Origin of the sequence: Grimontia sedimenti, assembly GCF_011045095.1 — a bacterium.
GTDB classification, from domain to species: Bacteria; Pseudomonadota; Gammaproteobacteria; order Enterobacterales; family Vibrionaceae; genus Enterovibrio; species Enterovibrio sedimenti.
Map to the genome: position 1 here is coordinate 104,365 of NZ_JAALDL010000003.1, position 18,698 is coordinate 123,062.

12 protein-coding genes and 2 pseudogenes are annotated in these 18,698 nt (G+C 48.3%); 9 read left to right on the top strand and 5 right to left on the bottom strand.

The window, feature by feature from the left end; genetic code table 11:
• The first annotated feature begins 83 nt into the window (after positions 1-83).
• Positions 84-1,244 carry an AAA family ATPase gene (locus G5S52_RS05830; RefSeq protein WP_165012211.1) on the top strand — a complete coding sequence of 387 codons (1,161 nt, stop codon included), beginning with the start codon at positions 84-86 and terminating at the stop codon, positions 1,242-1,244.
• Between the two features lie 444 nt (positions 1,245-1,688).
• Here the strand turns inward: G5S52_RS05830 and G5S52_RS05835 are convergent, their stop codons facing one another.
• The gene (locus tag G5S52_RS05835; RefSeq protein WP_165012212.1) at positions 1,689-4,781 is read right to left on the bottom strand and encodes an efflux RND transporter permease subunit; all 3,093 of its coding nucleotides are present in this window, start codon (positions 4,779-4,781) and stop codon (positions 1,689-1,691) included.
• Positions 4,782-4,786: 5 nt separating this feature from the next.
• Positions 4,787-5,878 carry an efflux RND transporter periplasmic adaptor subunit gene (locus G5S52_RS05840; RefSeq protein ID WP_165012213.1) on the bottom strand — a complete coding sequence of 364 codons (1,092 nt, stop codon included), beginning with the start codon at positions 5,876-5,878 and terminating at the stop codon, positions 4,787-4,789.
• A 139-nt stretch (positions 5,879-6,017) separates the two neighbouring features.
• Here G5S52_RS05840 and G5S52_RS05845 point away from each other — a divergent pair, with 139 nt between their 5' ends.
• A complete protein-coding gene (locus G5S52_RS05845) occupies positions 6,018-6,644 on the top strand; it encodes a TetR/AcrR family transcriptional regulator (RefSeq protein WP_002536205.1) in 627 nt (208 codons plus the stop codon).
• Here G5S52_RS05845 and dgt read toward each other — a convergent pair.
• Positions 6,641-8,100, bottom strand: a pseudogene (gene dgt / locus G5S52_RS05850) (dGTPase). The gene G5S52_RS05845 and the pseudogene dgt sit on opposite strands and share 4 nt — an antisense overlap.
• A 383-nt stretch (positions 8,101-8,483) precedes the next feature.
• Between dgt and gloA2 the strand changes: the two are divergent.
• Positions 8,484-8,873, top strand: coding sequence for an SMU1112c/YaeR family gloxylase I-like metalloprotein (gloA2, locus tag G5S52_RS05855; protein ID WP_165012214.1), 390 nt, complete (start codon positions 8,484-8,486; stop codon positions 8,871-8,873).
• 261 nt (positions 8,874-9,134) lie between these two features.
• The gene (locus G5S52_RS23830) at positions 9,135-9,329 is read left to right on the top strand and encodes a hypothetical protein (protein ID WP_002536200.1); all 195 of its coding nucleotides are present in this window, start codon (positions 9,135-9,137) and stop codon (positions 9,327-9,329) included.
• 33 nt (positions 9,330-9,362) lie between these two features.
• Here the strand turns inward: G5S52_RS23830 and G5S52_RS05865 are convergent, their stop codons facing one another.
• Positions 9,363-9,953, bottom strand: coding sequence for a leucine-rich repeat domain-containing protein (locus tag G5S52_RS05865; RefSeq protein WP_052737530.1), 591 nt, complete (start codon positions 9,951-9,953; stop codon positions 9,363-9,365).
• A 499-nt stretch (positions 9,954-10,452) separates the two neighbouring features.
• Between G5S52_RS05865 and G5S52_RS05870 the strand changes: the two genes are divergently transcribed.
• Positions 10,453-12,570 carry a PTS sugar transporter subunit IIC/EAL domain-containing protein gene (locus tag G5S52_RS05870; RefSeq protein WP_165012215.1) on the top strand — a complete coding sequence of 706 codons (2,118 nt, stop codon included), beginning with the start codon at positions 10,453-10,455 and terminating at the stop codon, positions 12,568-12,570.
• A gap of 38 nt (positions 12,571-12,608) precedes the next feature.
• On the opposite strand, the gene dctP is transcribed toward G5S52_RS05870, so the two are convergent.
• A complete protein-coding gene (gene dctP / locus G5S52_RS05875; RefSeq protein ID WP_165012216.1) occupies positions 12,609-13,640 on the bottom strand; it encodes a TRAP transporter substrate-binding protein DctP in 1,032 nt (343 codons plus the stop codon).
• Between the two features lie 351 nt (positions 13,641-13,991).
• On the opposite strand from dctP, the pseudogene G5S52_RS05880 reads away from it, so the two are divergent.
• The 4 genes and pseudogenes from G5S52_RS05880 to phnC all read left to right on the top strand — a co-directional run bounded on the left by G5S52_RS05880 (position 13,992) and on the right by phnC (position 18,697).
• Positions 13,992-16,534 (top strand): annotated as a pseudogene (locus tag G5S52_RS05880) (Ig-like domain-containing protein).
• A 119-nt stretch (positions 16,535-16,653) separates the two neighbouring features.
• Positions 16,654-17,223 carry a hypothetical protein gene (locus tag G5S52_RS05885; protein ID WP_046304436.1) on the top strand — a complete coding sequence of 190 codons (570 nt, stop codon included), beginning with the start codon at positions 16,654-16,656 and terminating at the stop codon, positions 17,221-17,223.
• Between the two features lie 98 nt (positions 17,224-17,321).
• Positions 17,322-17,633, top strand: a complete 312-nt coding sequence (locus tag G5S52_RS05890; protein ID WP_046304437.1) for a hypothetical protein — start codon at positions 17,322-17,324, stop codon at positions 17,631-17,633.
• A 230-nt stretch (positions 17,634-17,863) separates the two neighbouring features.
• On the top strand, positions 17,864-18,697 hold the full coding sequence (phnC, locus tag G5S52_RS05895; RefSeq protein ID WP_165012217.1) for a phosphonate ABC transporter ATP-binding protein: 834 nt from the start codon (positions 17,864-17,866) through the stop codon (positions 18,695-18,697).
• The last annotated feature ends 1 nt before the right edge of the window (position 18,698 follow it).

Here is an 18,698-nt window from a genome sequence, read left to right on the forward strand (position 1 = left end):
TGGATATGAAACTGTGTACTCTGGGTTGATTGGGTGTAGTCAATTGATAACATGAGCGCATTAGTCATTTATCCGGGCTCGCCATGCTTACCACGCTTTCCATTGCCAACTACCGCTCCATCCAGTCTCTCACTATCCCCCTCGGGCCGTTAAATCTGATCACCGGGCCGAACGGCAGTGGCAAATCGAACTTGTACAAGGCGCTTCGGTTGCTGGCGAAAACTGCATCCGGGGGCGTGGTCAACTCGCTTGCGGAAGAAGGGGGATTGCAATCGACCTTCTGGGCAGGTCCCGAAGAAATCTCTGAGGCGATGCGCCGTGGGGATGTCGAAGTGGAGCCAGTGGTACGTAAAGATGTGATAAGGTTAAAACTTGGGTTCTCGAGTGAAACCTTTGGGTATACGATTTCGCTTGGATTACCTGAACCCCAGCAAAGTGCATTTTGTTTCGATCCCGAAATCAAGCGTGAATGCATTTTCAATGGCCCGTACTATCGTCCAGCCAGCTCTCTGGTAGAGCGAAAAGGTAACATGGTTAGAATTCGCAATGGACGTAGCTGGGAAGTGGCCTCCCAGCATATACCTAGTTATGACAGCATGTTTGATGCTCATGCTGATCCAAGCTCTGCTGCCGAAGTTTTTCATACCCGCGAAATGATTCGGAGCTGGCGGTTTTACGATCATTTCCGCACAGACGCCGATGCACCTGCAAGGAAACCTCAGTTAGGCACCCGAACGCCGGTGCTTCATCACGATGGAAGGGATGTTGCTGCCGCACTTCAAACCGTTATCGAAATCGGTGACAAGGAAGCGCTAGACCGTGCCATCGAAGATGCATTTCCAGGTTGTAAGCTGCGTGTGGTGACTAAGGATGATGGTCGTTTTTCCATCGAATTCTACCAGAAAGGCTTGTTGCGTCCCTTGAGTGGTGCCGAGCTTTCTGACGGAACATTGCGATTCGTGCTTTGGGTCGCTGCATTGCTGACGCCAAGGCCACCAGCGCTGATGGTGCTCAACGAACCGGAAACCAGTCTGCATCCTGATCTTTTGCCTGCGCTTGCAAGACTGATCACCCACGCCTCACAGCATTCGCAGGTTTGGGTGATTTCCCATGCGAACCGCTTGATCAATGCCCTGAACCAGCATCCAGATTGTCATGCCATCGAGCTGGAAAAAATCTTGGGCCAAACCGAAGTGCAAGGTCAGGGATTGTTAGACACACCAAACTGGTACTGGCCAGATTAATAGAAGCGCATCGAAGGTAATGAGCATCCGATTTTGTATGGTATCTGCTATAAAAGCGTGATGAGTCGCAAAAAAATTCGGAGAAAATATTCCTTATATTTCATATAGAACTGCTGGTTGTCTAAGTTTTTGTCCAAAAAGGTATGCAATGCTGTATGTCTTGTTAAAAGTTTGCGTCTATAATTAACAAGCTTTGCTGCTGTTGGCTTGGCGGAGTGCAAACCGTGTGGGAGAGTCGCGGGTTGCTAAAGCCGTACTATTAGAAAAGGAATGTGATAATGCGGATTCCGTTCATCATTAAGATCATGTTTCCAATTTTGCTGCTGATGGGCTTAATGGCTAGCCCTGTTCTTTCTGCGTTTTAGCTTTTGCGGATACGATTCAACCATTGAAGAAAAAAACAGCCACCGGGAGGTGGCTGTTTTTTTATGCCTACTGTTCACCTTATGCCTCAGTGGGTTCCAGAGAGTTGGGTTTGTCTAAAGGGCGAAACGCAACTGCAATCCTGAATGCTGCTGGCACGAAGTAGAATGACAACAGGGTTGTCAGCAATGTGCCGCCTGCAATGGCGATAGCGAAAGGTGGCCAGAAGCCACCGCCAGCCAGGATTAACGGCAGGAAACCGCCAATTGTTGTGATGGTCGTGGAGGTTATGTGTCGGCCACAACTGCTTACCGCTTCAACAATGGCTTCTCGTTTCCCCGATTTGGCCTCTGGGCAGGATTTTAGCTCTGCCAGAATCACTATCGAGGCGTTGATCGCCAGACCGACCAAACCAAGTAATCCAATGATCACCGTAAAGCCAAATGGGTAGCCAAACACCCAAACCGACAACAGACCCAAACCTGCAGCCTGAACGCCGACCAAGAAAATAATCCCACTCAGACGGAATGAATTGAACGAGACCACGACGACCGCAATTAATAGGGTGATAACGATGGTGAGATTGGCCAAAAGCTGATTGACGGAATCGTTCCGCTCAGCAGATTCGCCACCAAATTCGAGGCGATAACCCGGCGGTAAACGCAGGTCAGCGTTTTCCAGTTTCTCAGTAAAAGCGTTCAATGCAGTTTGGGGTAGCACGCCGGCAGTGATGTAACCTTCAATCACATTGACACGTTCACCATTGCGGTGGGGAATGGCACCACGGCTAGGCTCGATCGCCAAATCTGCAATGGCGGTGATAGGCAAGTCAGCCTGACCTTCACTGCCAGCCAAAGGCAATCTCAGTTTGTTCAATTCGTTGATGCTGGTGCGTGAGTCATCAGCGACGCGCACACGGACAGGAATGGATTCAGTTTCTTCGACGACGCTTCCCTGAACAATGCCCGACATGGAGGCATTAAGCAGCATGGCAATATCACTGAGTGACATGCCTGTGAGTTGACTGGCTTCTTCATTCACCTTAACGGCGATCTTAGGGGTGCCAGGTTGCAGGGTTTCGCGGGTGTTAATGACATCAGGTGTGGAAGCCATCAGCAGGCGAATGTTCTCACTGATATCCCGAAGACGGTCAAGGTTCGGGCCATACACACGCACTTCCAGTGGCGCATTGAAAGGAGGGCCTTGCTCCAGCTTTCTCACCAGAATTTGCGCGTGGGGAAATTGCTCGGAAAGTTGCCCCTGAAGTAATGGGATCATGTCATTCGCGGCACGGAAGTCTTCGGCTTTCACCATGGCTTGCGCGAAATTAGGCGCGCCACGTTGGCGTCCCATCATGTTGTAGTAAAACGATGGGAAGTTCTCACCAACCACCCAGCCTACTTGCTCAACGCCTTCGGTTTCTTCTAGCAGCGCTTCAATCTGTCGCGTGGTTTCTAATGTTGCATTAATACTCGCTTGAGGAGACAGGAACACCTGAATCTCAAACATATCTCTGTCTGATGGTGGGAAGAATTGTTCGGTGAGCTGACCAGCAGCCCAAAAGCCGGAAAATGGCACCATAAACACAATTGGGATCGCAAGCCACGGGAACCTAACCGCGGCTCGGACTGACGCGCGGAAAGCCTCACTTAACCAAGGAATGGTCAAGCCTGATTGATACCAATGGTTGTGGCTTTCGCCAGAAGGCAACCAGCGCGCAGCAAAGCCCGACACCAGAAAATGCGAAACGATATAGGAGCCAATCAGCGAGAAGCTGACGGTAATGGCAATCGCGCCGACGAATTCACCTGCAGGCCCCGGCATGAGGAAGATGGGCGCAAAGGCGAGGATCGTCGTCAATGTCGAACCCAGCAGCGGTAACCAAAGGTGTTTGATGGCGTTCACTGCCGCTTCCAGTCGCTTCACACCTTGTTGGCGGTAATGCTGGATAGTATCGACCATGACAATGGCGTTATCGACCATGATGCCGAGTGACACGATAAGACCCGTGACAGACATCTGGTTTATAGGCAAGCCCGTAAAGCTCATTAATGCCAGCGTAAAAGCAGAGGCGATGGGTAGGGACAGGGCAACCAAAATCGCAGATCGAAAGCCCAAAGTGATAAACAGCACAATTAATACCAGCCCGAAACCGAGCAGTAAGCTATCGACCAACTCTGACAGTCGGGTTTCGGTGTATTTTGCCTGCTTGAAAATGGGTTTGATGCTGATGTTGGAGGGGAGATCTGCTCGGAATCCGTCGATAAGTGCATCGGCAGACGCCGTCCAGTTATCAACCCGAATCGTTCCTTGCATCCGTGCAGAAACCAATACCGCGGGTTTGCCATCAATCAGTGCAATTTGTTTGAGTGGCAAAGCCTGCGCCCGCACAACGGAAGCGACATCTTCCAACCGGACAAGAAAGCCATTCTCATCAATCGCGACAGGAACACGCTTTACCCGATCAACTGAGTCGAGTTCGCCTGCGACTTCCAGTTGGAAGCGGTTACGTTCATTGTGAAGTTCACCTGCCGCGTTTTTAGCATCGGCTGCTGAAATGGCGTTCGAGATGGAAAGGGCAGATTGCCCAAGCACACTGGCAGATGCCACGTCGAGAGTAACGAGAATCTCTTCGTCCGGCGCACCGTGGGTTTCCACAAATTCGGTACCAGCAAGGTTTCGCCAACGTTTGGCAAGCTCTTTGGCATAACGGCCGAGGATCAGTGGGTCAACATCGCTATCGTCATCCCACTGCAGGGCAGTGATGTAGGTGAAAGCATTAGAATGATCATTGTCGAAGGCGGGTTCTTGAGCGCCGGAAGGCAGGTTAGGCGACGCATCTCCAATTTTGTCACGTACCTTTGACCAAACCGGTTCAGTTTCGGTGAGCTCGTCATGAAGTTCTATCGTGATGACAGAAATACCAGGGCGCGACTGGGATTCAATCAACTTAATTTCATCGAGTGCACGTAGCTCGTTTTCAAGCTCCTCTGTGACCAAGGCTTCTACACGCTCTGCACTGGCGCCAGGATAAGCCGTCGTAATCGTTGCCCAGCGATTGATGAGTGCAGGGTCTTCTGCGCGGGGAAGAGTAGAGAGCGCTGAAAGCCCTGAAACCAACAACAGGACAGTAAACAGGACCAATAATCGGGTGTTTTTGAGTAACTTTTCCATGGAAGTTACTCCGCCGCTACGTTTACGGATTGACCGGAAACCACGCGGTGAACGCCATCCACTAATACTTTGTCACCGTCGCCAATTGCACCGGAGACATAGGCCTTCTTCTCATCAGCATGGAGAACTTGCACTGAACGGCGTGATACAAACTGACTGCCCGAATCGCCCGGTACCACAGCATAGACATTCCAAGTTCCACGTAGTCCATCAGTCAGTCCTGTCAATGGCATCCAGAAACCTTCTTGCGGTGTTTCAAAGGAAAACTGCAAATAAGCGAGTTGGCCGTCGAGGGCATTTGAGCCTTCAGGAAGCAGGTAACGAAGCGTCACGGTGCGCGAGCGCATATCCAGTGCAGCGCCGGGATTCAGTAACGTCGCTGGATAAACATCTGAAGCGACACGGACCTTGGCGGATGAATTGGCAGTCAGTGCTTCGAGGTATTTGATAGGCACACCAATACGCGCTTCTTTTAGATCATCTGCCAATAGGGTGAGGGTCGGAGCACCGACATTCACAACGTCCCCTTGGGAGACATAGCGCTGGCTTATCTTGCCGTTGTAAGGGGCGTAGATGGTGGATTTTTCCTGACGAAGTTTATTCGAGGAAAGTGACGCATTGAGTTGTCGAACATTTGCCAACAGGGCGTCACGTTGGCTGATCAGTGAATCGATTTCTGCATCCGCACTGAAGCCTTTCTTTTTCAACTGGCGTTGGCGTTGTAGGTTGGTACGGGTGAGGTCCAGTTGGGCGTCGAGTTGTTCCAATTGCGCGCCCAACTGCTGGGCTTCGGTTTCGAGTAACTGGGTATCCAGTCTGATCAGGGGCTGGCCTTTAACAACAGTATCGCCCTCGTCGACAAATAAGCTGTTCACCTTGCCGCCGAGTTCAAAACCCAGGTTGGCACTTTGACCCGCCTGAACAGTACCGACATATTCGCGGTTAACGGAGTAACCCGGCGCAAGTTCTACGGTCAGTACATTAACGGTCGGTAAGTTATGCTCAGGCTGTGCCGCGGCTTCTTCTGTCTGCGAATTGCAGGCAGTGAGGAGAGTGATAGTGGCCGCGATAGCGACAGATGGAATGCACTTTTGCATGGAAAATTTCTCGTCGTCCGTTACGATTATTTAGTGGACTAGACTGTCCAGTCCAATTAGATTAAAAATAAAGCAATCAAACTAGACTGTCCAGTTTGATTAGGCTAATAAATGCACAGCAACTCAACCAGGGAAGACTATGACAACGCATATCTCGCAGCGAAAAGAGCAAAAGCGCCAACAAATCCTTTCGGCAGCTGTTGAGCTCTTTTCCAAGCAAGGCTATGGCATCTCTATGGATGCAATTGCAGTGCATGCAAATGTCAGTAAACAAACGGTTTACGCGCACTTCAGTAGTAAAGATCAGTTGTTCGAAACCTGCATCATTGAAAAATGCATCTCGGCGGGGTTGGAGCTGGATCTGGAACACGAATCACGTGCTGCACACGTCGTGCTCCGTGAGTTTGGCTGGCTGTTCCAAAACATGCTGCTGGGGGAAGAGGCGCGTAATACGTTTCAGAATACGATTCGTCAGTCTGGTACCCATCCTGAAATCGCCCGCATCTTTCTAGAACAGGGTCCTATCCGCAACATCAACCGAATCAGCGATTACCTTTCCCTATTGGTCAAAAGGGGGGAGCTGCCCCTGTGTGACAACACTGAATCTGCGGCTATGCAGCTCTTGCTGATGTTGCACGGTCGTGCGGTGTATTGGGCGTTACTGGGGTTTGACTCAGAAGAAGACGCAGAAACACGACGCACTTACGTGCATTCCTGCGTGGATCTGTTTTTGCGAGGATACGGCTATCCAACTGAGAGACTTTAATCGCTAACCAGCAGGGTTTTGTATTCATCAAACGCGAACTGATCGGTCATGCCACTGATGTAATCCTGCAGTAATCGGCATCTCAAGTAGAACTCCCAAAGCGTCGGATGATTCACTGGTGCTTCTTCCTTCAGGGCAATTTCGTATGCCGCTACATGTTTTCTGGAAAGCTTGTTGAATAACCTTCTTTCCACGGGCAATTTTCGTCCTTCACCGCGAACGATTTTCTGGAAGGTATCTTGGTCTAAATCCAGCAGGGGTCGATATTCTTCCAATAACCCACCAATGATTTTGTAACCTTGAAGTTCCAGATTTTCGACTTCGGGATCGTTGAATACGTGATTAATTGCCACCTGTTTGAAAGTCTTCGCCAATGCGTGGAACTGGCTGTTGTCTTCGATTAACGCACGGTTCAGATCTCCATTGAATACCGCTTCAAGGTTCTGCGTGAACTGCTCTGACGCGTGATTGACCAGTGGATGAACCATTTCCACACGAAGTTTGATGAAGAATTTGTGGGTAGGGCTGATCTCGTCGTTTTGCGCATCACGATAAACGTTATCGAGCAGGGCGTCGAAACAGTGTCTGCCTTTTATCGGGCGGTTATCCGGCTCAAGTTCGGCAAACGTGCGTTTGAGATGTTCAGTCAGGGTTTCCAGAGAAAGAATGCGTTTCTCGACCGCGTCTTCCAAGTCAGCCAGACAGTAAGAAATGTCGTCTGCCGCTTCCATGATGTAGCTGAGAGGATGACGGCAATATTTACTGATTTCCAACTCGTCCATTAAAGCATTCACGTAGCGGTTTTCAGTGATGTAGTAACCGACTTTCTTGGTGAGATAGCTTTTATCTACCGGCACTTCCTCGGCGCGCTCAGTCGCTGGACGGGTGTATTTCAGCACTGCCGCTGCCTGACTGTAGGTAAGATTGAAGCGATGCAGTGATTGCACCAGACGGATTGCCTGCGCGTTGCCATCGAAATGACAAAGCTCATGGAGAATGGGGTCTGTTGTTGACGTTGGAAGTTCCTCAAGAAGCCGACGCATGGGCGCGAGATCGTTGAGGTGTTTGCTAAACCAACGGTTAATCGCGTCTTCACCGCAATGCCCGAATGGCGGGTTGCCCATGTCATGCATCAGGCAGGCTATTTCCACCAAAGATTCAATCGGACGCTCAAGCTCCGCCAAGCCATAGGCTTTGATTTCATTGTCTGAGAGGCGATCAAAATAGAGTGGACGATAAATCGGCCAACTTGCTGCACTTCCATGGAATGAGTGAGTCGGCTTCGTACTGCAGAGTTTCGTTCCAGTGGGAAGACTTGCGTTTTTTGCTGCAGGCGGCGAATGGGGGCGGAATTGATAATGCGCCCACGGTCACTTTCAAGAGCCCGTTGGAGATGGGTGCCATAAGGTCTGGGACGGGCGAGGCTGATTTTCTTCCTGAAATCGATGTGAGACATGGGTACCCTACCGGAAGCAACGTATTTTCATAACCTTAGCGCTGTAAGGCAGGATTGTCGATAAGCTTGATGGGGAAGAAAAAGGAGAAATGCCGACAGGCAGTGATACGGCATTTCTCGGGTATAACTGTACTTAACAAACGGACGCGAGAAGCGCGACTCCAAAGGAAAAGCCGAACATAAACACTGAAAAACCTGCTTTATACTGGTTCTTACGTTTTGCTGTTAGCGTCATCATTTCTATCCTTGTTATTGCTTTAACGTACTATTCAGCAAATCTGATGCCAATTATGATAGCCGTATTTTCAAAGAGTTAGATACGTGTCGGTCAGTCAACCTAATAATGGTTGGCAAAAATGACTAACTAATAGGAGTTTTCGCCAATGATTCAAGGAATTCATCACGTCGCTTTGATTGCCAGCGATATTGTCGTGTCAAAGCGCTTTTATCATGAGGTGCTGGGGTTTGAAATTCTGGCGGAGAATTACCGTAAAGCGCGGAATTCCTGGAAAGTTGATTTGCAACTCCCCGATGGCAGACAGCTGGAGCTGTTTTCTTTTCCGGAAAGTCCTTCACGTCCTTCTTTCCCTGAAGCTCAAGGGCTGCGACATCTTGCTTTTTCCACGCAGAATATCGATGAGGCTACCGCCTATCTGGAATCGCAGGGTGTTCAATGCGAGCCTGTGCGTGTCGACCCTTATACTCAAGCCCGTTTTACCTTCTTTCAGGATCCTGATGGTTTGCCATTGGAACTCTATGAAGTGCCTCACTAACGAGAGCTTCCGTAAGTTAAACTTAAGTTGTTTCTAAAATAAGACGAAATTTTATCGTCCTCGTCCGTACTATATCTGAGTGATTCACTCAGGTTTAGTGAATCTCATTGAGTATTTATATGAGAGAGAAGTAGGGCGATGAGCGAAGTACGCCGTTGGCAAAGATACAAGTGCCAATCTAGGGTGAAAGGAACCCTGTATTGGGCACATAAAATTTTCCCGAAGGTGAGTATTCAAATTACGGATATCTCAGAACGGGGTATGGGTTTTACTTCAGAGTGGAAGCTGGAAGAGGGCATTGGTGAGCTGAAAATCAACTCCATGCCGAAACTCCGTGTCGAAATCAAGCATAAAGGGGAAGTAAAGATTGGCGGTCGTGTACGTTATCGCTATGGACTCGCCCTACGCCGCAAACTTCATGCAGTCCAACTCTCTCAAATCAAACGCGCCGCTTGAGCACAAACGTTGACGGAGAAATGTCACAAGTGCTCAGCGGTAAATCCTTCCTCCCACCCGAACGGTTTCCGGAATGGTACTAACCGGAGAGCCCCTTAAATATAGATCCCCGCCAACGCTTAAATCAGGTGGCAGCGACTTCACGCGTGTGTTGCTTAGGTAAAGATTTCCTTTCACGTTTAATCGTCTTGGCAAGGCAGCGATTGGTGTACCGCTCAAGCTGAGATCGCCGTTTACTTTAAATCCTTGTGGCAAAACAGCGACTTTTGAGTTGGTGAGGTTGATGTATCCGCCTACATCAATTTTAGGGAATCGGGTCAGCCTTGTATTGGAAGCGTTGACATAACCTTTCACGGTTAAGCCGTCGGGCAAACGTTCGATCTGACTACCTTCGATGTCTAGAAATCCTTCCACATCGAAAGGCTCGGGTAATTCCGTCAAGGGCGAATTGTTTAATCGAACGTTACCATAGTTATCAATGTATCCATGAAGTTTCAATGTATCGACAAAATGTGGCTTTTTCTTGCCCATAGCTTGGACAGTCTGGCCTGACAGGATCAACAGAAATGTCAGTAATACGACTGAAATCCCGAAACGCGGGTGAGCTGTTGATTTATTGGTCATCTTCTCTCGCAGGCATAAAGGTAATAACCACTTAATTATACGCCATAAATCAAATGCTTTGATGGATGTTAATTAAATATTCCAATTGGAATTAATCGTAAACGTCGATTTACCAAAGATAATTAATAAATAATTTTTCAATCATCGAGACAAATAACATTATTAATATTGTTGTTAATTGATGTTTTGATATTGGACTCAAGATCTCATTTTTTCTTTCAAGCTCTTAATTTCTGGCTGTAAGCTGCCGAAAACGTGAATAAGTTCCCAGCGCAAACGATTGGTAATGAGTGATCCAATGGATGAAATTTGATATTGCATTCGCAGGGTGAATGTTAATGGCTGGTAAAAATCGATTTTATTTATGGGAGATGTTGATTTAGGTTTTCTAGACACTACAATACCCGGCAAATTATCGCTGTTTTAGCATATTTACTCGCTCTAAATTTTCATCGCGACAATGGGCAACAATGTCGTTGGCCTTCTTTCAGTGAATTAAATGAAGCAAAAATTAAACAACCAATCTTTCTTACATTGGCTCAATCCGTATCGGTTTGAGGCGGTGACGCGATCGCTCAGAGCAATGCGAGACGGGATGTTGTGGCTTGTCCCTTGTTTAATAGTGTCAAGCATCCTGGGATTTGTGGCGAGCATGCTCGAATTCCTTCATGTGGATGCACCCGTTTTTATACACGAACTGAACCTACTGAGACTGTCACTGACCTCCCTTTATCCATACCTTTTTGCTGCATCTATTAGCATGATGCTTGCGATTCAGTGGCGTTTACCCCGACCTCCGATTGCGGTGCTCTGCATCTCTTACGTTGCAGTGGCGGAAAAAGTGTTGGGCTATGAGTATCAAGCCAGTTCTATTCTGTTGACCTTTGTTGGCTTAACCCTGCCAATCTATGCTGTTCCTTTGCTCTCCAAACTGAAAAAGCAAAGATGGGCGCGAATTGTCGAAAATGAAGTCGCTGGTAAGTTAGTCAAAGACTCCATGAACCTCATCATTCCGGGTGTTATCACCACTGGTGTGGTTGTCTTGCTGACGAAGCTACTCACTCTGACCAGCTTGTATTTTGATTCAGCGGCTTTCCTTAAGGCGTTTGACCCAGTCAATGACCCATATAGCGTCGGTGCGCTCTTCTCTACCTTGAATTCCTTGTTGTGGTTTTTGGGTATTCATGGCTACTACGCGCTAACGCCATTGGTTCAACCTTTGATTGATGTGCTGGATATCAACCGCGTGCTTTACAGTGCTGGGGCCATGCCTTCAAACGTGATGAATATTTCGACCCTGTCATCGTTTGTTTTCATTGGTGGCTCAGGGGCGACATTGGGGCTTGCGCTTGCGATATTGGCGTTTTCCAAAGACAAAGTGATGCGTGTGATTGCGATTTCAAGCATTCCTTTGGGTTTCTTTAATATCAATGAAATCCTGATGTTTGGTTTGCCAATCATCTTCAACCTGCGTCTTTTCATTCCGTTTTTGATCGCACCATTGGTCAATATGGGGATTGCATTAACTGTGATGTCTATGGGGCTGGTCGCTATTCCTGTGGTGATGGCGCCAATCACAAGCCCGTTGATTCTGAATGCGTTTATCTCAACAGGTGGCGATTACAACGCAGTGATATTGCAGGTAGGTTTGGTGATGGTCAGTACACTGATCTATTTACCCTTTGTTCGTATGTTGGATGCACACGCCAAAACTCGTGATTTGTACATTCCTTCGCTGGATACCACTTTCACTCGTCGTGAAGAAGAAGCGTATGTGTTAGCGGTAGACCCGGTGACGGAATCGCTCCATAAAGTGCGCGAAATTCAGGGTGTGCAAATGCAGTTGGAAGCCTTTGCTACCCGCGAATTCTATCTGGAATATCAACCGCAGATTTCGAGCCATACTGGTCAGGTGTTGGCAGTAGAAGCGTTGATCCGTTTACGCGATAGCATGGGGAATGTGGAAGCGCCGGGTCAATTCCTTTCGGTATTTGAGAAAGCGAACCTGATGACAGATATCGATCTCTGGGTTGTGCGACAGTCTGTGGAACAGAGCAAGCTCTGGATGGATCAGACTTTCTATATGCCAATCAGCGTGAACATCACCAGTCATACCCTGACAAATAAAGACGCAATGGAAGAGATTCTCTCGCTCATCGCGCAGGTGCCGGGACTGATTCATTTTGAGATCACTGAAGATTCGCTGATTGATAAACCAGCGTTGGTAGAACAGGCCATTTCGCGTCTTCATATGGCGGGTTCTACTGTACACATCGATGACTTCGGGACTGGCTATAGTTCATTGAGTTATCTCAACCGCTTCGATATTGATGCGATGAAAATCGACCGCAGTTTTGTGTTGGCGCTAAGCAGCGAACGGGGCAAGCAGGTGTTCTATAGCTTGACTGGAATCGCCAAACAGCTCGGCATGAACATTATTGTAGAAGGGGTGGAAACCCAAGAGCAGCTTGATATTGTGTCGCGCGAAGCAGATGTGGTGATTCAGGGGTGGTATTACAGCAAGGCCATCTCCGCATCAGAGGTGCGGAACTATGCCCTGCAACGCCAAGCGATCAGTAAAGTGCCGGTGGTACGCACCAGTCGAGAAATTGCTTAACCAATCCAAAGAGAAATAAGAGAGCGCTGGTCGCTCTCTTATTTTTTGTGGGCAAGTACTTCATCCAAGGCTTCTAACAAACGCTCTCCGGGCTTCCCTACTAATTCCACATAACGACTTCTAACAGGCTCGGCGAGCTTCTTAAATGCGTTTTGTTGACTTCGGTTGAGAGTGATAAAGGTCATACTGGGTTTAAATGCTTTAATGGTGGCCAGTTGCTTTTTGTTCAGGGCTTGCTGCTTTTCGAGTATATAGTCACTCAAGCCTTGAAATGTTTCCCTAAGCAGCGCTTTATGCTCAGGCGAGAGTGATAAATACCATGCTTGATTGGCAATCACTGAGGTGGTGAACTTTTGCTTGCCCGGCCAAATCATGTATTCCGTCACTTCGTAAAACTTCATTTCTTCTATCGAGAAAACCGGATTGGTCTGCCCATCCACAATATTGGCTTGTAGCGCGCCATAAACCTGAGAATAAGGGAGTGGCACGGCATCTGCGCCATAAAGTTGGAAGGATTCAATCACCAACGGGGAATTCATCACACGCATTCGGAATTGCTTAAAATCGCTGGGTTTGACCACTTCTTGATTGGTTGACCACACCATATCGCCTTCAAGATAGAGGGTCATCAAGCGCAGATCCTGATCGATAAGCGCATTCCCGAGCACTTCATAGAGTGTTGGATTGCTGGCGATAACGGATTGATTCAGCTCGTCGTCATGAGAATAAATGTAGGGAATATTGAAAACCTGCATTTCAGGCACCAGACTGCCGATGATACCCACGGAGGCATGGGTAAGCTGCAGTGTGCCGAGTGTGGTCAACGCGGTGAGATCTTCCGACTCGCCCAAAGTGCCATAAGAGTAAATATCGACGACCACCTCACCACCGGACTTCTCTTCGATGATGCGCTTAAATTCTTTGGCGTAAATGTCTTGCACTGATCCTTCAATTTCTTCCAGCCCAAAACGCCACACCAACCGTTCTTCTTCACTTGTGGCCAAAACGGGTAATGACAGTAAAAAGGTGAGTGTCACCGTAAACAGTCTCAGCAGATAGCGCATTTTCACCTCTTTACTTCCGTGCCAACAATGATTTGCTTCTAATTAATTGTTAATGCAAATGTATACGCTTCATCAGTTTAGTCCTTGAGATTCTGGGAGAAAAAGTGATGCCTTGGGAACTTCCTCAATGAAATAAAAATGTTGCGGACTGTCTTTGTGCAATGGTCACCAATACGAGAGAAAACAGCTGCTTTGTCATGGAGATAGCGAACTCAATCAATCATGATGGAAATGGGATAATTCTTGGCGTAAATAAAGTTGAGAGTCCTAAAAAATGCCACGAAGTCTTTTTTGAGGTAGTCCCGTAAGCGGGACATAAAAATGGTGGTGACTTATTATCGAATAAGGAAATTCATCATGCACAAACCAATGATGCTCTCGGCCATTGCGCTGAGCGTAGCAACAGCTCTGCCAGCTTGGGCAGTTGACTGTACTTCATTACCCACTTGGGAAAACACTGCCATATACAATGGCGGTGATCAGGTGGCACATACTGGCGAAGCTTATAAAGCCAAATGGTGGACGACAGGCAAGAACCCGGCTGAAAACTCTGGTCCATGGCAAGAGTGGGAAGCGCTGGGTCAATGTTCTACTGGTGGAAACCAGCCTCCCGTCATCGACCTGACTTCTCCTTTAAATAACTCCAACTTTGTTACCGGCGATGTGATTACTCTTTCTGCGACTGCCTCCGACAGTGATGGCTCGGTGTCGGATGTTGAATTCTTCATCGGCGCAAACAGCGTAGGCATTGTGACAGCACCTCCTTTCTCTTTGGAGTGGGTTGCAGAGCAGGGACAGGCGACTGTTCGTGCTGTGGTCACAGACAATGAGGGGGCAAAGTCCGAGCAAAGCGCGAGTATCTCGGTTGAGGATCCTGTGTTTGGTATTCCACCTACCGCGCAGTTGACTAACCCTACTGCGAATTCGCAATTAAAAGCAGGCGAAACTGTTGCTCTGACAGCAACTGCAGAAGACTCTGATGGTGCAGTCACGCTTGTAGAATTCTATGTCGACAACAAACTTGTCGGTTCAGATGACGTTGCACCGTTTGAAACCCCTTGGCTTGCTACGGAAGGCAACCACAGTTTCAATGCTAAAGCGACTGACAACGATGGCTTGCAGGCTTGGGCAGGTGAAGTCTCTGTTAAAGTTGCCGGCAATACCGTTGGTGGTGGTTGTGCTGGCGTACCGACTTACAGCGCTGGCACCAGCTATACAGTTGGCGATATTGTTCAAAACGCGAACTACAAATACCAATGTGACGTAGCGGGATGGTGTTCATCGGATGCGGCGTGGGCATATGAGCCAAACACCGGCGCTCACTGGCAAGACGCTTGGACTGAGCTTGGTATCTGCGCCATTGTTCCTAACGTGACTTTCACTTCTCCGTCGGATAATGCAACTCTGCTTTCAGGTGAGACGGTTTCCCTTGCTGTTGATGCCGTTGATTCTGATGGCAGCGTAACCGGCGTCGAGTTCTTCGTTGCTGGCCAAAGCGTTGCCGTTGATAATGCTGCGCCTTATGCCGTTGATTGGGCGGTAACAGGTTTAGGCGAAGTGAGCGTCAGCGCCGTTGCCACTGATAACGAGGGTAATACAGGCAATGCCGGCATTCTGGTTAATGTGAGCGACCAGCCATTGGTAGCGAGCCTGACTTCCCCAGCAGCAGGCAGTTCTGTTGGCTTAGGTAAAGCTGTGTTGCTCGAAGCAGAAGCGAGTGCCCTCAACGGTACGGTGGCGAAAGTTGATTTCGTGGTTGATGGTTCCATCGTCGCATCTGATTCAACGGCGCCTTACAGTGCCAGTTGGACACCAGGCGCAATAGGCAGTTACGCGGTTTCTGCACTGGCGACAGACAGCAATGGTCTGACTGCGTCAACCGCAGCAGTTACGCTCAAAGTGTTCGAGCAATCGGCGAAAAACATCAGCTGATTGGTTATTGGCACAACTTCGTGAACGGCGCTGGCTGTCCATTGAACCTGAGTGAAATGTCGGATGCGTGGGATATCATTGATATCGCCTTCGCAGAGAACGATCGCAACAGCGACGGTACTGTCCACTTCAATCTGTATAACGGTGACATTCGCAGCACTTGTCCTCCGCTTGATCCTATGAAGTTCAAGCAAGACATGGCTGCGTTGCAGGCGAAAGGAAAAATTTTCGTTCTGTCACTCGGTGGTGCGGAAGGGACGATCACGCTGAATACTGATGCTGATGAAGCTAACTTCGTTTCGAGCCTGACAGCGATTGTGAAAGAGTGGGGTTTTGATGGTCTGGATATCGATCTGGAAAGTGGCTCCAACCTTGTTCATGGTTCGCAAATTCAGGCGCGTTTACCACGTGCATTGAAGCAGATTGAAACCAACATGGGTGGTGACATGTACCTGACGATGGCACCTGAACATCCTTATGTTCATGGCGGTATGGTGGCGTACAGCGGTATTTGGGGCGCTTACATTCCATTGATTGATGAACTGCGCGATACCTTGGACCTGCTGCATGTTCAGCTTTACAACAATGGTGGCCTGCCGAATCCGTACCTTTCAGGCGCTGCACCAGAGGGTTCAGTAGACATGATGGTAGCGCAATCCAAAATGTTGATTGAAGGTTTTGAATTGGCAAACGGCACCACGTTTGCGCCACTTCGCGATGATCAGGTCGCTATCGGCTTACCATCAGGTCCAAGCTCGGCGAACTCTGGCCAGGCACCTACTCAGAACATCTTGGATGCTCTTGACTGTGTGACCAAAGGTACTGCGTGTGGAACAGTGAAACCTGCTTTCAACTACCCGAATTTTGGTGGCGTGATGACCTGGTCAATCAACTGGGACAAACATGATGGCTTTAATTTCTCTGGCCCCATCGGTGACAAGTTAAGTGCCATGAATGCAGGGCAATAACCTTAATACGCGAAGCGGGACCTAATGTCCCGCTTTTTTTCCTATTCATCAATTTTGAAACAACAACTATCCATCTTAATTCATAGACTTGCATAATCTTCTTAAAGTAGTACCCAGATATGCACGTTCAAACACCAAACAAAACGCTTCGCGGACTTTCTTTCCTGTTCTCGCGACTACCCTCAGCGGAAAAGTGGCTTCACTTTACGACCATAAGCTGGGTAATATTTCAACTGCTCACCTCAGCCGGAATGCATGTCAGCAAAGATGCGACCGTTTATCACCTCACCCTGATTGACCATATTCATATGTATGGCGGGATAGGGCTGTTACTTTTCTCTATGGTTTTTTTCGTAACCGTGGTTAACCGGCGTCCAATCACAGACATGTATCCCTGGCTGTTTGGTAACTTTACAGTCATTAAAGCTGACTTGCTTATTCTCAGAACTGGCCGCTTGCCAGAACCAAAACCTGCTGGGTTGGCTGCGATGGTTGAGGGACTAGGCTTGCTGGCACTGATGTTGGCGACCGTTACAGGCACTCTTTGGGCCATCGCGATGTTAATGGAAAATCCACTCAGCCCAGATTTTTTAGCCATTCATAAAACCGCCGTTGGCGCGATTGAAGCCTATATCTGGGGGCACGGCCTGTTTGCTTTGTTGCATCTCATCATCTGGTGGCGACGTTAGGGCCTATAACGACATAGGTCACGCTTGTCTCATAAATGCGATCAATGTTGTCGTTACTGTCTATAATTTCGACAGGCTTATATGATGAGGCATGCTAGATGAATACATGGAGAGAACAAGAAGTTGCCGAATTTTATGTTGAAGTATCTTCCAAGAGAACAGTAGGTGATGTCGGCGCTGAGTATGAAAGAACAGGCAGCGGTAAAGATTGGCAGCAGTGTATGAGACTGTCATTTGAAGGGTTTAATAATTCTCGCATTTTGTCGTTAGACGATATTTGGCGCGACCTGATTGAGAACAAGAAAACCACGTTTACCGGTGAGGTTTTAGCGCTGGAAACCATCGTGAAATTTGGTGACACCATGCAGTTGGAAACGCCGTACAAAGTCCAAATTAAAGTCACTCATTAATCTGGTGGTAATGTCACCGGATGAGTATGAATCTTTAGTGACGAGGTTATCTAGACAAGTCGAGCAACCTATCTAGATAACCCCTCCAGCCCCTGCATACAAACGCTTCCACGCAATTTATACCTCTGTCTCACCTCTTCAATCGTCAACTTCCCTGACACCATTTCGTTATAAAAACGACACAAACAGACCACACGATAAGGGCACCACTTAACGAGGTTCCCTGAAACATGGATAGCATTATTGAAGTGAATGGTCTGACAAAGACGTTTGGAAAAAACAAAGCGCTTGACCAGATCAACCTCAAGATCCAACACAAAGAAATGACCGCACTTCTTGGACCTTCTGGTTCAGGAAAGTCTACGCTACTTCGCCATCTGAGCGGCTTGGTCTTTTCTGATAAAACGCAAGACGGACAGATTCAGGTGCTTGGTAAAACCGTTCAGAGTCAGGGCCGAGCCTCAGGTCAGGTTCGTAACTGTCGCGCGCAAGCTGGTTATATCTTCCAGCAATTCAATTTAGTGAACCGCCTGTCAGTGATGACCAACGTGCTGATTGGGGCGCTCAACTACACGCCGTTCTGGCGCACGCTTACCGGTAACTTCACCAAGCAGCAGAAAGCAGAAGCGATGGCCGCATTGGAACGTGTTGGTATGCAAGATTTTGCTTATCAGCGTGTTTCTACTCTGTCAGGCGGACAGCAACAACGTGTGGCTATTGCCCGCGCACTCATGCAAAAAGCCCGCATCATTTTCGCCGACGAGCCTATTGCCTCTTTGGACCCTGAATCTTCCCGCATCGTGATGGAGCTGCTTAGCGACATCAACCAGCGTGAGGGTATCCCTGTGATCGTTACTCTTCATCAGGTCGATCACGCCCTCAAATACTGCCAGCACGTTGTCGCACTGCGAGACGGAAAAATCTTCTATCAAGGAGAAAGCGCGGCAATCAACAAACACGCCCTTGCTGAACTTTATGGCAGTAAATCAGAAATGACATTGGACGTCGGTATGGAAGAACAACCGGCTTCTGTGAAAAAAGCACCACTTTCTCTCATCAGTTAAA